The sequence below is a fragment of the Microbacterium altimontanum genome, from assembly GCF_058349865.2.
Window position 1 is genome coordinate 108,038 of record NZ_JBYRJB020000002.1, and the last position, 14,011, is coordinate 122,048.

A 14,011-nucleotide genomic window follows, 5' to 3' on the forward strand; every position below is an offset into this window, starting at 1 on the left:
AGGTCGATCTCAGACAGGCGAACGGTCCGGTCAAGGAAGGATGAAGGCATGACCGCCACCCCGACGTTGCACAACCTCATCGACGGGCGGCCCGTCGCCCCCTCCGGGGCGCTGCTCGAGCTCGTCTCGCCGGTGACCGGCGAGGTGCGCGGGCACGTGGGCGTCTCGACCGCCGACGACGTCGACGCGGCGTTCGCCGCGGCATCCCGTGCCTTCCCCGCCTGGCGCGACGCGACGCCGGCGCAGCGACAGCTGGCGCTGTTCCGGCTCGCCGACGCCCTCGCGAAGCACGCCGAGGAGTTCGCCGACCTTGAGTCGGCCGACACCGGCAAGCCCCGCGCGACCCTCGTGGCGGACGAGATCGACCAGTCGATCGACCAGCTCCGCTTCTTCGCAGGGGCAGCCCGCGAGCTGAACGGACGCGCCGCGGCGGAGTACGCGGAAGGCTTCACCTCGTACGTGCGCCGCGAGCCGATCGGGGTCGTCGCCCAGGTGACGCCGTGGAACTACCCGCTGAACATGGCGATCTGGAAGATCGGGCCGGCACTCGCGGCCGGCAACACGATCGTGCTCAAGCCGAGCGAGACGACGCCGTCGACGACCGTGCGGCTCGCGGAGCTCGCGGCCGAGATCCTTCCGCCCGGGGTCTTCAACGTCGTGCTCGGTGACCGGGCCACCGGGGCGTTGCTCACCGCACATCCGACGCCCCAGCTCGTCGCGATCACCGGATCGGTGCGCGCCGGCATGGCCGTCGCCGAATCGGCGTCGAAGCAGCTGAAGCGCGTGCACCTCGAGCTTGGCGGCAAGGCCCCGGCCGTCGTATTCGCCGACGCAGACCTGGCCCGCGCCGCCGCCGGCATCGCCGAAGCGGCGTTCTTCAACGCGGGCCAGGACTGCACCGCCGCCACGCGGGTCATCGTCCACCGCTCGGTGCACGACGAGCTGATCGGCCAGCTCGTCTCGCACGTGCGCGCCAGCATCCGAACCGGGGCGCCCGACGAGGATGTGTTCTTCGGTCCGCTGAACAACGCCGGGCAGCTCGACCGGGTGAGCGGATTCATCGACCGGCTGCCGGCCCACGCCCGCATCGAGACGGGTGGCCGGCGCCACGGCGAGACGGGCTTCTTCTTCGAGCCGACGATCGTGTCGGGAGTGCGTCAGGACGACGAGATCGTGCAGTCCGAGGTCTTCGGGCCCGTGCTCACGGTGCAGCCGTTCGAGACGGAGGAGGATGCGGTGACCCTCGCGAACGGCGTCCCCTACGCGCTGGCCGCCTCGACCTGGACCCGCGATCACACCACCGCCCTGCGGATGAGCCGCGCGCTCGACTTCGGCTGCGTGTGGATCAACGCGCACATCCCGTTCGTCTCCGACATGCCGCACGGCGGGTTCAAGCAGTCCGGCTACGGCAAGGACCTCTCGATCTACGGCTTCGAGGACTACACGCGCATCAAGCACGTCATGGCGAGCCTGCAGTAACCCGGCCTGCGGCATCGCGCGCCAGACTCCGACGTCACGAGCGAAGGAATCCGGACGGAGGGAGGACGATCGGCACACGATCGTCCTCCCTCCGTTCCACTTCCTCCCTCGGTGACGGCAGACGGCCGACGGCAGACGGCCGACGGATGCCGCGGCCCGGCGCGCGCCTCAGTGGCCCGAGATCAGGTCGGCCAGGCGGGCGACGGGCGAGGTCGTCGCCCGCCCGCGCGACTCCTGCCGGTCGGCGATGCCGTACGCGGCGTAGATCGCGTTCACCGCGAGCCAGCGCAGCGGCTCGATCTCCCAGCGCCGCGCGCGGTGGTCGACCCACGGCAGGTGGACGAGATCCGTGTCGTGCCCGAGCACGAGGTCGGCGAGCGTGCGCCCGGCGAGGTTCGTGGACGTGACTCCCGTGCCGACGTAGCCGCCGGCCCAGCCGAGCCCCGTCGCTCGGTCGTACCCCACCGACGCAGCCCAGTCGCGCGGCACTCCGAGCACTCCCGACCAGGCGTGGGCGATCGACACCTCGCGGGCAGCCGGGAACGCCGTGTGCAGCAGCCGCGTGAGCCCGGCGACCGTGCGCACCTGCGTGCGACCGTCGGTGTCGACGCGCGAGCCGTAGCGGTACGGCACCCCGCGTCCGCCGAACGCGATCCGCCCGTCGGCGGTGCGCTGCGCGTACGTGTAGACGTGGGCCAGATCGCCGAGGGTGTCGGCGTGCGTCCATCCGATCTCGCGCCAGGCCGACTCGGGCAGCGGCTCCGTCACGATGAGCGACGAGTTCATCGGCAGCAGCGTGCGGTGCTGGCCGGACAGATTCGCCGTGAACCCCTCCGTCGCCCGCACGACGTGAGCCGCCCGCACGGTGCCACGCGCGGTCTGCACGCGACCGGGCGAGATCGCGAGGGCCGGCGTGTCCTCGTAGATGACGGCGCCGGCGCGCTCGACGGCGGCTGCGAGCCCCCGGACGAGCTTGGCCGGGTGCACGCGTGCGCAGTGCGGGTGCCACACCGCACCCAGGGGCCGGTCGACACCGACCCGCGCGGCGGTCTCGGCAGCGGAGAGTTCGACCACGTCCGCTCCGGGCCAGGGTGCCTCGGCCGCCGCGAACGCCCGCATCCGGGCGAGCTGAGCCGGCGCGTACGCGACGTTCAGCTCGCCGCCCTTCGCGATGTCGGCGTCGATCCCCTCGACCTCGGCGACCCTGATCACCTCGTCGACGGCGTCGTTGTGCGCCGCCTGCTGCCGGATGCCGCCCTCCCTGCCGTACCGCTCCCGGCCCCCGGTGACGGAGTTGGTGAGCCAGCCGCCGTTGCGACCCGACGCGCCGAATCCGGCGAACCGCGACTCGACGACCGCGACCCGCACCGAGGGGTCGGCCCGGCGCAGGTAGTACGCCGTCCACAGGCCGGTGTATCCACCGCCCACGATGCAGACATCCACCTCGACGTCGCCGGGCAGCGGGGCCCGCGCGACCGGCTCGCCGAGCTGACCCCACCAGAAGGACACACCGCCGTTGCGCACGTTGACCACCCTTGCTCATGTGCGATTTCGGAATCCGATCGCCATTCTAGCTTCGGATTCGCTCTTGTCTGACGCATCCGGCAACTGATACCGTGGCGGCACGCGAAGGAGGCCAAGGATGCCCGGCACGCCGCGGACGACGGCCGCACCACTCGACGACACCTCGAAGGCGATCATCGAGCAGCTGCAGGACGACGGCCGACGCTCCTACGCCGACATCGGCCGCGCCGTGGGACTGAGCGAGGCGGCGGTGCGCCAGCGCGTGCAGCGGCTTACCGAGAGCGGCGCGATGCAGATCGTCGCGGTCACCGACCCGCTGCAGCTCGGGTTCGCCCGCCAGGCGATGATCGGCATCAAGGTCGCGGGCGACATCGGCGTCGTCGCCGACTCCCTCGCCGACATCCCGAGCGTCAGTTACGTCGTCATGACGGCCGGGTCGTTCGACCTCCTCGTCGAGCTCGTCTGCACGAGCGACGACGAGCTGATCGACATCCTCAACACCCGCATCCGGGGGCTCGACGGCGTCGTCTCCACCGAGACGTTCGTCTACCTCCGACTCCACAAACAGCTCTACAACTGGGGGACACGATGAACTCCACACCCACCACCGCGACCGCACAGAGCACCGCGCACCGCACCGAGGCGGAGCTCCAGGAGATGGCTCGCGACCATCTCTGGATGCACTTCGCCCGCCAGTCGGTCATGACCGACGGCCCCGGCGTGCCGATCATCACGCGCGGCGAAGGCCACCACATCTGGGACTCGCAGGGCCGGAAGTACATCGACGGACTGTCCGGACTGTTCGTCGTGAACGCCGGCCACGGACGCACGCGGCTGGCGGATGCGGCGGCCCGCCAGGCGGAGCAGCTGGCGTTCTTCCCGATCTGGTCGTACGCGCATCCGGCGGCGATCGAACTGGCCGACCGCATCGCCGGCTACGCGCCCGGCGACTTGAACCACGTCTTCTTCTCCACCGGCGGTGGCGAGGCCGTCGAGACCGCCTTCAAGCTGGCCAAGTACTACTGGAAGCTGCAGGGCAAGTCCACCAAGCACAAGGTCATCTCCCGGTTCATCGCCTACCACGGCACCCCGCAGGGAGCCCTGGCGATCACCGGCCTCCCCGGCATGAAGTCGATGTTCGAGCCGGTCACCCCGGGCGGATTCCGCGTGCCGAACACGAACTACTATCGCGCCGACGAGATGGGCTTTCCCGGCGGCACTCCAGAGCAGTTCGGACAGTGGGCGGCGAATCGCATCGAGGAGATGATCCAGTTCGAGGGGCCCGACACCGTCGCCGCCGTCTTCCTCGAGCCGGTGCAGAACTCCGGCGGATGCTTCCCCCCGCCCGCCGGCTACTTCCAGCGGGTGCGCGAGATCTGCGACAAGTACGACGTGCTGCTCGTCTCCGACGAGGTCATCTGCGCGTTCGGTCGCATCGGCGAGTACTTCGCCTGCGACGCGTACGGCTACCAGCCCGACATGATCACGTTCGCGAAGGCCGTCACGAGCGGCTACTCGCCGCTCGGCGGCACGATCGTCAGCGATCGCATCTACGAGCCGTTCGCGCACGGCGACGCGTCCTTCCCGCACGGCTACACGTTCGGCGGACACCCCGTGTCGGCGGCGGTCGCGCTGGAGAACCTCGACATCTTCGAAGAGGAAGGGCTGTTGCAGAACGTGCGGGAGAACTCGCCGGCGTTCCGGGCGACGCTCGAGAAGCTGCTCGACCTGCCGATCGTCGGCGATGTGCGCGGCGACGGCTACTTCTTCGGCATCGAGCTGGTGAAGGACAAGACGACGAAGGAGACGTTCGACGACGACGAGTCGGAGCGCCTGCTGCGCGGCTTCCTCTCGAAGGCGCTGTTCGACGCCGGACTCTACTGCCGGGCCGACGACCGCGGCGACCCCGTCGTGCAGCTGGCGCCCCCGCTGACGATCGGTCAGAGCGAGTTCGACGAGATCGAGCAGATCCTGCGCGGAGTGCTCACCGAGGCGTGGACGCGACTCTAGGTCTTGACCGACTGGTCAATCAAGAGAGTAGAGTGGGAGGCGACCCCCGATTCGGGAGCCATCTGACGAAGAGGAGGATGAGTTCAATGAAGAGGTGGACACGCTGGCAGGACTGGGTGGCGGTCGCGGCGGGACTCTACGCCGCACTCGCGAGCATCTGGACGACCCCGCGCACCGGGGCCTCGATCTCGATGATGATCGTCCTGGGCATCCTGATGATCGCCGCGGCGGTCTGGAGCCTCGCTGCACCGGCCCTGGTGTCGATGGAGTGGATCGTCGCCGTCATCGCAGCGCTGCTGTTCATTTCGCCCTGGGTGGGCGGATACGCGGGGATGGCCGGACCGGCCTGGACCTCGTGGATCTGCGGCGGCGTCGGCGTCATCGCCGGACTGTGGGCTCTCGCCCCGGCCGAGAAGATGCACAACACGACGCACGGCGGCCCTCGCGCCGCCCACGCATGACCGCCCACGCGGCGCATCGGCACCCGGTCGCACCGGGTGCTCACACGGATGCCGCGGCGGGGGACGCGCGAACGCGCATCCTCGATGCTGCGGCATCCCTGTTCGCCCAGTCGGGTTTCGACGGCGCCTCGACCGCGCGCATCGCGCGCGCGGCCGCGGTGCCGAAGGGCCTGCTGTTCTACTACTTCCCGACCAAGCCCGACATCCTCGCCGTGCTGCTCGACGAGCGTCTCGGCGCGGTGCCGGACGACGGGCATCTCGCGGTGCCGGGCGATCCCGTGCAGTCGCTCATGAACATCGGCGAGAACGTACTGCGTGCACACGCCGATTCGGCGGTCCTGCGCGAGGTCGTGTGGCACGAGGCGCACACCCGCTCGCATGCGCAGCGGGTGCTCACCCGCTACCGGCACGCACTGCATGACGCGATCGCACGCGTCCTGACCGTGAGCGTGTCCGCCCCGGTCGCGGCAGATGCCGTGAGGGCGGCCGCCGCGGCCTGGGCCGCGATCATCACGGCGCGGCCGCTGACCGCGTCGGGCGAAGGCGATGCGGACGACGACGCCCCCACGCAGCCGAGGCCGCCCGAGGACGTGCCCGCGCAGCTGCACGCGCCGGAGAGCCTGCGTGCGATCGCGACGCTCCTCGTCGCCGGACTCACCGCCGCGGCGCCTGCATGACCGCCGCACGACGGGAGCGGGCTCGTGCCTGAGGGCGACACCGTCTGGCAATCCGCGCGCCGCCTGCACGCCGCGCTGGCCGGGCACGAACTCACCCGCTTCGACCTCCGGGTTCCCTCCCCACGCCCCCTCAACGCATCGCTTCGCGCTGCGTCGAGCCTCCGGGGGCTCAACGCATCGCTTCGCGCTGCGTCGAGCCTCCGGGGCGCGTGGGCCCAAGCGGCGACGGTGGACCTGTCGGGGCAGGTCGTCCGCGAGGTCGTGCCGCGGGGGAAGCACATCCTGCACCGCATCGGCGAGTGGACGCTGCACTCCCACCTGAAGATGGAGGGCACGTGGCGGGTGCTCGCTCCGGGCGCCCGGTGGCCGCGTCCTGCCCACACTGCGCGGGCAGTGCTGTCGACCGCGGATTGGGACACCGTGGGATTCGATCTCGCCGAGATCGCCGTCGTCCGGACGAGCGACGAGTCGACGCTCGTCGGTCACCTCGGCCCGGATCCGCTGCAACCCGACTGGGATCCCGCCGAGGCCGCCCGCCGGCTCGCGGCCGATACGCGTCCGGCACACGTCGCCGTGCAGGACCAGCGGAACCTCGCCGGCCTCGGCAACGAATACGCGAACGAGGTGCTGTTCGTGCGCGGCATCCTGCCCACCACTCCGGCGGCCGACGTCGACACGGCGGCGCTCGTCGACACCGCCGCCCGCATGCTGCGCGCGAACCGCGATCGGCCGATCCGGGTCTTCACCGGCGACAGCCGCCGCGGGCGCACGCGCTGGGTGTACGGCCGCGAGAACAGGCCGTGTCTGCGCTGCGGCACGCCGATCGCACACGGGCATCTCGGCGCCGATCCGACGCGCGAGCGCAATGTGTTCTGGTGCCCCTCATGCCAGCGCTGAGCGGGGGCGGCACGGCCGCGCCATCCGTCCGCCTGCGCCCGAGTCCTTTCTCGCGTGACACCCGGTTTCGCTTTGCCGGGAGGGAATGAGATCATTTCTTACAGGGTTATTCCTATTAGCGGCACCAGCTGATGCCGCGGGAGGAACAGTGGGCAAGAACTACATCGACATCGAGAACGACCAGGGCGACACCCTCCGCTACCGCAAGCACGCGAACGGCCGCGGACTCATCGCCCATGGAGCGAAGGTGCACCCGAGCGCCGTCGTGGAGGCGGGCGCGTATGTCGAACCGGGTGCGCAGATCGCCGCGGGCGCGCATATCGGCCGCGGCGTGTGGGTGGAGACGGATGCCGTCATCGGCGTGGACGCCGACATCGCACCGCACGCCCACATCGGCCCCGGAGCCGCGATCGGCGCGAAGGCCAAGATCGGCGTGCGCACACACGTCGGCGACCACGCCATCGTCGCGGTGGGCTCCCTGATCGGCGACGACGAGACGATCGGCGACGGCGAGCGCATCGCCACCGACCGTCGGGGACTGCGCCTGGCCGCCTGATCTTGCCGTCCCGGCTGCCGCCGCACCGACGACGCGGGCGGCGGCGCTAGGTTGAGAGTCATGGCCACGCAGCGATCAGCCCCGGGCGGCAAGGGGCGACCGCGCAAAGGCACGTTGCGGCGCGCATCGAGACCGACCCCGTCGAAGGGGAAGCCGACGGCCCAGCCACGCCCGAAGCGGACTCCGAACCCCTCGCCGCAGACCCCGCCGGCTCCCCCCGGACCGTTCCGGCTCGGCGCCATCGAGGGCGCGACACCCGGCAAGTGGATCGACATCTGGCGGGAGCGGATGCCGCACAATCCCCTCGAACTCGCGCCGCTCGCCGTCGCCACTCAGCGCGCGGCGCTCGTCGACCGCGAGGTCGACGCGGCTCTCGTGCGCCTGCCGATCGATGCCGAAGGCCTTCATGTCATCCCGCTCTACGAGGAGCAGCCGGTCGTCGTGATGTCGGCCGACTCGAGCCTGAGCGCGGCCGATGAACTCGATGCCGACGACCTCGCCGGGGAGGTGCTCATCCGCTCGGCCGATGACGTGCTCGGGTTCGACGCATCCGGCACCGTCGCTCCGGCCTTCGCGGCGCCCGCGACGACGGAGGATGCCGTTGCCACCGTTGCGACGGGCGTCGGCATCATGGTCGTGCCCATGTCGCTGGCGCGGCTGCACCACCGCAAGGACGTGACGTTTCGCCCGCTGCGCGGCGGTCCCGCGTCGACCGTCGCGCTCGCCTGGCCGGCGGAGGCGACGACGCCGCTCGTCGAGACCTTCGTCGGCATCGCCCGCGGCCGCACCGCCAACTCCTCCCGCTGACCCGCACTGCGGCGCGTCGGTGAGACGGCCCGACGGGGGAGGGAAACGGCACGAGCGAAGGACGATATCCGCGGTACCGTCCTCCCTCCGTCTCGTCTCCTCCCTCGGTGAACTCCGGGGCGCGCTACTCGGCGCGGAGGCGGTCGACGATCTCGGCGGCGCGGGTGGCGCGGGTGGCGGTGTCGGGTTCGTCGTGGAAGCCGTCGAGGAGTTGCGCGATGCGCCCGGCGACGTACGGGGCGGCGAACGACGTGCCGCTCCACACCGCGTAGCCGCCGGTGAAGTCGTCGGGATCGAGCGACTCGCGCCGCTGCCCGTGCGCGTCACGCCGCGTGACCGCCTGCGCTCCCCCGTCGAAGCTCGGGAACGTCGAGAGCACCGACACCCCGCGAGCGTAGAGGTCGACCCACGGCGCCGTGTTGCTGAACAGCGCCACGGTGCGGCCGTTCGGGTTCTTCGCGCCGACGGCGAGCATCGGCGCCGCCCCGTCCTCGCCCGGGAACGCGGCGGGGAACATCGGCCGGTCGGTCGCATCGTTGCCCGCGCTGCACACGACGGTGCATCCCGCCCCGGCGACCTCGAGCAGCACCTGGCGCAGCGCGGCGCTGTACAGCACGTCGTCCGGCGTCTCGTGGTAGTAGCCCAGCGAGAGGTTGAGCACGTCGATCCTGCGGCCGCCCTTCTCGCCGTTCGCATACCGCGTGACGAGTTCGGCCACCTTCTCCATGGCGTCGATGAGGTCCGACTCGATGACGCGCCCGAGGCTGTCGGCGATGCGCACCGAGAGGATGTCGGCGTCAGGGCACACCTGATGCACGATGCCGGCGAGGAACGTGCCGTGGCCGGAGACCGGGTCGATCTCGCCGTCGAGAGGTCCGACGAGGTCGGGATTGAGGTCCGGCGTCGTCGCGGCATCGTCGATGCCGATCGCGGTACCGTCGCACGTCACGCGCGTGTCGACGACTCCCCCGGCGAACCACGGGTGCGGCGCGCAGCCGGTGTCGACGATCATGACCACGGGCCGCTCGCGCGTGCGGTCGGCGTCGCGGTGCGGGGCTTCGCCGATCCAGGTGACGACCTGCCGCCCCCCGAAGCCCGGGAGCGCGTACCCGCCGAGGCCGGCGGATGCCGGATTCGTCGACCCGAACGGGTTCGTCGACGTGAACGGGTTGGTGGAGGTGAACGGATTCGTCGATGTGAACGGGTTCGTGGAGGTGAACGGATTCGTCGACATGAACGGATTCATGCCGATCGGCGCAACGGTGAGCAGATGGTCGAGCCCCACGCCGTCGAGGTCGACTCCACTACGCTCGGCCGCGGTGAGCACTGCCCACGCGTCGGGCACCGATTCGGCGGCCGCGCCCTGCGGAACGACCTGCACGCGCGTCACCGCCGGCCGCCGCTCGCGTGCGGCTCTGCGCTCGATCGTGATCGTCGGCTGCGGCTCGAAGCGCCAGCCCGCACGCTGGAACGCCCGGTTCAGGTCGCGGACCACCTCGTTCACGTCGCGCGAGCCGGCCACGAGCAGGCGGTCCGGGATGTACACGGTCGGGAAGATGCGCCGCGGGTCCTCCTCCGCCGGCGGCTGCAGCACCACCCCGAGCGGCTTGATGATGTTCTCGCGCTCCTGCCAGTTGGCCGGCTTCTGCTGCCGTCGGTCCGACGCATCCGGACTGTTCTTCTCTTCCATGGTGGCCTCCTCGCCTGCGCCAGCGCGCTCCCCGTGATCCGGACTCTAGCGGTCTGCGGGCACCCGAAAACAGAGAGGATCCCGGCCGAGCCGAGATCCTCCCCGTCGGGCTGCGTGACGGCTCCCAGTTGCACGTCAGCGCACTCGCAGCGCCGCCCCCTCGGACCTGACTCCCCAGTCGTAGGCCCTGGGCGCTGCGAACGTCCCACAGTGGCAGAGCCGGTGCCGGGCGGCCTGATACATCCGATTCTCAGAAACCTGCGCCGTGCGCCTGGAACGAGGTGACAAGGCCGGTGCGGGCGGATGCGGCGGCCAGCGCCTCGGCGGGAGCGTCCCCGTTCGCCAGCCGCTCGTGCATCGCGCCCAACAGCTCGCACGCGGCATCGTCGTCGACCGCGACCGGGGTGGCGATGACGCACCGCGCGCCGGCCGACAGCCAGATGCGAGCCATGCCGATCGCCTCCTCGCCCCACCGCACCGAGGACCGCCCGCTCTCGCACGCCGACAGGATCACGGTCGCGGGCACGCGCGGGATGCGGTCGATGTCGTACCCGAACAGCGTGCCGTCGGCGAGCTCGAGGCCGGAGAACAGCGGGTTGTCGACGGCGTGCTGACCGTGGGCGGCGACGTGCAGCACGTCAGTGCGGCCGGCGAGCGCCGTGAGGGCGTCGACGGTCGCGTCGGCACCGGTCAACGAGTCCGCCGCCTGCCACGTCGATGCCGCCGAGCGGATCTCCTCGTCGCCGCGCGCGATGCCCGGCCCGGCGGCGAAGCCGGCACTGCGTGCCCGCGATGACGCCGGCCGGTCGAGCAGCCACTGCGACGCCGACGAGGCGAGCGTGAACGCGCGGCCGCGCATCGCGGGCAGCATCGCCCACGGGATGCCCGACAGGATGCCCGGCGCCGTGATCACGAGACGGCGGCCGTCGGTGTGCGCGAGCGGCGCCTCGAGCAGCGCGGCGGAGAGCGCAGCGAGCCGCCCGTCGAGCGATCGCCGCACGATCGCGGCCATCGGCCCCGTGCGGACGGTCGCCGCCATGTCGAGGTCGGCGCGCAACCCCGGCATCAGGCCACGGATCGCGGCGATGCCCGGCAGCGTGACGATGCGCCGCCCCTCCGGCGTGACGACGAGCGCCGTGAGGGCGTCGCCCGAGTAGATGTAGGCCACGAACGCCGTGCGCTCGTCGAGCGCCGCGCCGAGCTCCTCGACGTCGACGCGGCGATACGCGTCGCCGGCCGCCGTCTGCGCCCACTGCCGGGTGCGCGCGCGTTCCCGCAATGCGACTCCCCGGGGGCTCGTCACCCAGTTCGGGTCGTCGGCGCGGAGCATCCTCATCTCGGCGAGGTCAGCGGCCAGTTCAGGGTCGGGAGGGGGTCGCAGCGGAGCGACCTGCTGGCTCAACTGGCGGGCGCGCTCGGACCACTCGAACACGACGTCGGCGCGGCGCGACCGCACGGCGCTGGCGAGCCCGGCGAGCACGAGACCGCTGCCGTGCATCGCCACGGAGGTCTGCAGGTCCAGGCTGCCGAACGCGGTGCGCCACGCGCCGAGCTCGTCGAGCCCCGCCGCGGCGTGGCGGCGGGCCGACGCATCCTTCCCCCTCGCCGTCTCACGCGCGGCTCGTGCTTCGTGCGCGAGCAGGTGCACCTGAATCGGCGCGGCCGACGGCACGCGAATCCGCGCGACCTCGTCGACGCGCCCGTGCCGCGCCTGCCAGATGGCCAGGGTGAGCCGCAGCGCCGCGGACTCGGCTGCGACTCCGGCGGCATCGAGCCGGGCGGCGAGTGCCGCGACCTCGTCCGTCGTGGGGATGCGCCGAGCGGCGGCGACCCGGGCGGCGCGGCGCGCGGCGGGGAGCGCGAGCGCCGCGCGCATCCTGACCCCTTCCGCCCGTGCGCGCCAGACGTCGCTCGCGACGGCCTCGAAGCGCCGCGCGGCGGCGGCAGCCACCGTTGCGGCGCGCGACGGATCGTGCGAGAGCAGCGAGCAGGCGAGCTGGAACTCGGCCTCGGCCCGCAGCTGCGGCATACGGTGCGCCCCGAACACCGCCGCCGCTGCGGCGAGCAGCCGCTCCGCCTCGCGCGGGAGCCCGGCGTCGCGCAGCACCTCGGCGCGGTCGGCATCGCAGATCCCGGCGGCCACGGGGGACGCGGCCGCCCGCGGCCGCGCATCCTGCATGCCGCGCAGCGCGGCGATCAGGTCGCCCTGCAGCAGCGCGACGTACGCGCGGTTGTGGTCGGCCTGGCCGCCGTCGACGGTGAGGTCCGCCTCGGTGAAGATGCGGGCGGCGCGTTCGAGGTCGTCGGCCGCCCCGTCGAGGTCGCGCAGCTGCAGGCGTGTGACGCTGCGGTTCATGCGCACCCGCGCCTGGGCGACCGGCTCGACGTCGAGCCCTTCGATCGCCTCCGTCAGCTGCTGCTCCGCCTCGTGCAGGCGTCCGCTCATGAGTGCGAGCGCGCCGAGCTGGCCGAGCAGCACTGCGCGGGTGTGCGCCGAGGTGCCGGGCAGCGCGAGACCGCGGTGGCACAGCGCCTCGGCGTCGGCGGGACGGCCGGTGCGGCGCAGCACGAGCGCCTGCGTGCCCATGACCCGCGCGCGCAGATCGACGTCGTCGGCGAGCGCCGCCGCCCGTGTCAGGGTGCGCTCGGCCTGGGCGAAGCGCCCGCGGATCGCCTCCTCCACGGCACGCCGATGCAGCTGCTCCCCAGTCGGCCTCACCTGACCATCATGACGCAGGCCGCGCTCGGGCGCTCAGACCTCGAACTGCGGCGTCTGGAACTCGGTCGTCCGCCCCTCGCGACCCGGCACCGACAGGCGCACCCGGTACAGTCCCGGGCGCACGCCGTCGAACGCGAATCGACCGTGCTCGCCGGGCTCGGTGCGGCGTTCGCGGTCGCCCTGCACGAGCAGCACCGCGGCGGCCGCCGCATCCACCCACCCGTCGATGCGGCGATCGCCGCTCTCGGTGACGCTCACGTGCAGCAGCACGCTCGTGCGGCCGTCGCTGAACTGCAGCGTGGCGGTGTCGCCGTCGCCGTCGCCGCGCACGTCGGCGTACTGCGTCTCGACCATCGTCAGCAGGGCGTACTCCCGCGAGAGATCCTCGACGGCCACGGCGGCGACCATCCGGTCGACGAGCCCGGCCGGCACAGGGTCGTGCTCCTGCCACGCCGCGCGCAGGCGGGCGAACATCTCGGCGTCGGCGGCGAAGTCCTCGGTCGCCATGTCACACCATCCCTTCGCCGAGAAGCGCACGGAGCTTGCCCAGGCACCGCTGCCGCGTGGGGCCGATCGACCCGATCGGCATCGCCATCTCCTGGGCGAGCCGCGCGTAGTCGGGGCGCTCCTCGAACGCGATCACGCGCAGCAGACGCCGGCACCGCTCCGCCAGCTGCGCGACCGCGTCCCAGAGCCGCTGCGCATCGGCGGACCGGGTGGCGGATGCCTCGGCCGACTCCTGCGTCGGAAGCTGCGGTTCGAGCTCCTCGGTCTCGGTGACGTCGGCGCGGCGCTGCGCGCGTCCGGCGCGCCAGGCCTCCCGGCGGGCGCACGTGGTGAGCCATCCCGAGACCGCGCGCGGGTCGGCGATGCTCTCGTGGCGGCGCACCAGCGTGAGCCAGGTCGTCTGCACGACGTCCTCGGCCAGCGCGCGGTCGAGTCCGTACGCGCGCACGACGTGCCACAGGGTCGGCGTCATCAGCCGCACCAGCTCATCCATCGCCCGCGCGTCGCCGTCGCGCCACGCCGCGAACAGCGACCCGGCGCGCTCCCAGCGCGTGGGCTCCTGATCGGCGGTGACGGCGTCGTCGAGCGAGGTCATACCGACAATTGTCTCCACACCGGGCCAGAGGGCGGAAGAGGCCGCCGTGATACATGACGGCGTCGGCCGGTTCCTGCGCCTTTCGAGGC

General features: G+C 72.1%; 13 protein-coding genes. 8 read left to right on the forward strand and 5 right to left on the reverse strand.

The window, feature by feature from the left end; all coding sequences use genetic code 11:
* The first annotated feature begins 48 nt into the window (after positions 1-48).
* Entirely contained in the window at positions 49-1,479 is a 1,431-nt protein-coding gene (locus AC3RX1_RS02705) for an aminobutyraldehyde dehydrogenase (RefSeq protein ID WP_491499703.1), read from the forward strand.
* A gap of 168 nt (positions 1,480-1,647) precedes the next feature.
* On the opposite strand, the gene AC3RX1_RS02710 is transcribed toward AC3RX1_RS02705, so the two are convergent.
* Positions 1,648-3,003: an NAD(P)/FAD-dependent oxidoreductase gene (locus AC3RX1_RS02710; RefSeq protein ID WP_491500082.1), complete on the reverse strand. Its 1,356-nt coding sequence runs from the start codon at positions 3,001-3,003 to the stop codon at positions 1,648-1,650.
* Between the two features lie 118 nt (positions 3,004-3,121).
* Between AC3RX1_RS02710 and AC3RX1_RS02715 the strand changes: the two genes are divergently transcribed.
* The 7 genes from AC3RX1_RS02715 to AC3RX1_RS02745 all read left to right on the forward strand — a co-directional run bounded on the left by AC3RX1_RS02715 (position 3,122) and on the right by AC3RX1_RS02745 (position 8,411).
* Positions 3,122-3,595 (forward strand): Lrp/AsnC family transcriptional regulator, encoded by a 474-nt coding sequence (locus AC3RX1_RS02715; protein ID WP_491499704.1) that lies wholly within the window; start codon positions 3,122-3,124, stop codon positions 3,593-3,595.
* Positions 3,592-5,013, forward strand: coding sequence for an aspartate aminotransferase family protein (locus tag AC3RX1_RS02720; RefSeq protein WP_491499705.1), 1,422 nt, complete (start codon positions 3,592-3,594; stop codon positions 5,011-5,013). The genes AC3RX1_RS02715 and AC3RX1_RS02720 overlap by 4 nt, the downstream gene beginning before the upstream one ends.
* A gap of 86 nt (positions 5,014-5,099) precedes the next feature.
* Positions 5,100-5,474: an SPW repeat protein gene (locus AC3RX1_RS02725; RefSeq protein WP_491499706.1), complete on the forward strand. Its 375-nt coding sequence runs from the start codon at positions 5,100-5,102 to the stop codon at positions 5,472-5,474.
* On the forward strand, positions 5,471-6,151 hold the full coding sequence (locus AC3RX1_RS02730; protein WP_491499707.1) for a TetR/AcrR family transcriptional regulator: 681 nt from the start codon (positions 5,471-5,473) through the stop codon (positions 6,149-6,151). Before AC3RX1_RS02725 ends, AC3RX1_RS02730 begins: the two co-directional genes overlap by 4 nt.
* Before the next feature lie 24 nt (positions 6,152-6,175).
* On the forward strand, positions 6,176-7,048 hold the full coding sequence (locus AC3RX1_RS02735) for a DNA-formamidopyrimidine glycosylase family protein (protein WP_491499708.1): 873 nt from the start codon (positions 6,176-6,178) through the stop codon (positions 7,046-7,048).
* Positions 7,049-7,196: 148 nt separating this feature from the next.
* The gene (locus AC3RX1_RS02740) at positions 7,197-7,604 is read left to right on the forward strand and encodes an LbetaH domain-containing protein (protein ID WP_491499709.1); all 408 of its coding nucleotides are present in this window, start codon (positions 7,197-7,199) and stop codon (positions 7,602-7,604) included.
* Positions 7,605-7,664: 60 nt separating this feature from the next.
* On the forward strand, positions 7,665-8,411 hold the full coding sequence (locus tag AC3RX1_RS02745; protein WP_491499710.1) for a LysR family substrate-binding domain-containing protein: 747 nt from the start codon (positions 7,665-7,667) through the stop codon (positions 8,409-8,411).
* Positions 8,412-8,535: 124 nt separating this feature from the next.
* Here the strand turns inward: AC3RX1_RS02745 and AC3RX1_RS02750 are convergent, their stop codons facing one another.
* The 4 genes from AC3RX1_RS02750 to AC3RX1_RS02765 form a co-directional block, all read right to left on the reverse strand.
* Entirely contained in the window at positions 8,536-10,101 is a 1,566-nt protein-coding gene (locus AC3RX1_RS02750) for a S8 family peptidase (RefSeq protein WP_491499711.1), read from the reverse strand.
* Positions 10,102-10,351: 250 nt separating this feature from the next.
* Entirely contained in the window at positions 10,352-12,820 is a 2,469-nt protein-coding gene (locus tag AC3RX1_RS02755; protein ID WP_491499712.1) for a CHAT domain-containing protein, read from the reverse strand.
* A 33-nt stretch (positions 12,821-12,853) separates the two neighbouring features.
* On the reverse strand, positions 12,854-13,327 hold the full coding sequence (locus AC3RX1_RS02760) for a hypothetical protein (protein ID WP_491499713.1): 474 nt from the start codon (positions 13,325-13,327) through the stop codon (positions 12,854-12,856).
* Between the two features lies 1 nt (position 13,328).
* Entirely contained in the window at positions 13,329-13,922 is a 594-nt protein-coding gene (locus tag AC3RX1_RS02765; RefSeq protein ID WP_491499714.1) for an RNA polymerase sigma factor, read from the reverse strand.
* Positions 13,923-14,011: the final 89 nt, after the last annotated feature.

Coding starts and splice junctions, on each gene's coding strand:
- AC3RX1_RS02705 (WP_491499703.1), top strand. CDS start 49: ATGACCGCCACCCCGACGTTGCACAACCTCATCGACGGGCGGCCCGTC.
- AC3RX1_RS02715 (WP_491499704.1), top strand. CDS start 3,122: ATGCCCGGCACGCCGCGGACGACGGCCGCACCACTCGACGACACCTCG.
- AC3RX1_RS02720 (WP_491499705.1), top strand. CDS start 3,592: ATGAACTCCACACCCACCACCGCGACCGCACAGAGCACCGCGCACCGC.
- AC3RX1_RS02725 (WP_491499706.1), top strand. CDS start 5,100: ATGAAGAGGTGGACACGCTGGCAGGACTGGGTGGCGGTCGCGGCGGGA.
- AC3RX1_RS02730 (WP_491499707.1), top strand. CDS start 5,471: ATGACCGCCCACGCGGCGCATCGGCACCCGGTCGCACCGGGTGCTCAC.
- AC3RX1_RS02745 (WP_491499710.1), top strand. CDS start 7,665: ATGGCCACGCAGCGATCAGCCCCGGGCGGCAAGGGGCGACCGCGCAAA.
- AC3RX1_RS02750 (WP_491499711.1), bottom strand. CDS start 10,101: ATGGAAGAGAAGAACAGTCCGGATGCGTCGGACCGACGGCAGCAGAAG.
- AC3RX1_RS02760 (WP_491499713.1), bottom strand. CDS start 13,327: ATGGCGACCGAGGACTTCGCCGCCGACGCCGAGATGTTCGCCCGCCTG.
- AC3RX1_RS02765 (WP_491499714.1), bottom strand. CDS start 13,922: ATGACCTCGCTCGACGACGCCGTCACCGCCGATCAGGAGCCCACGCGC.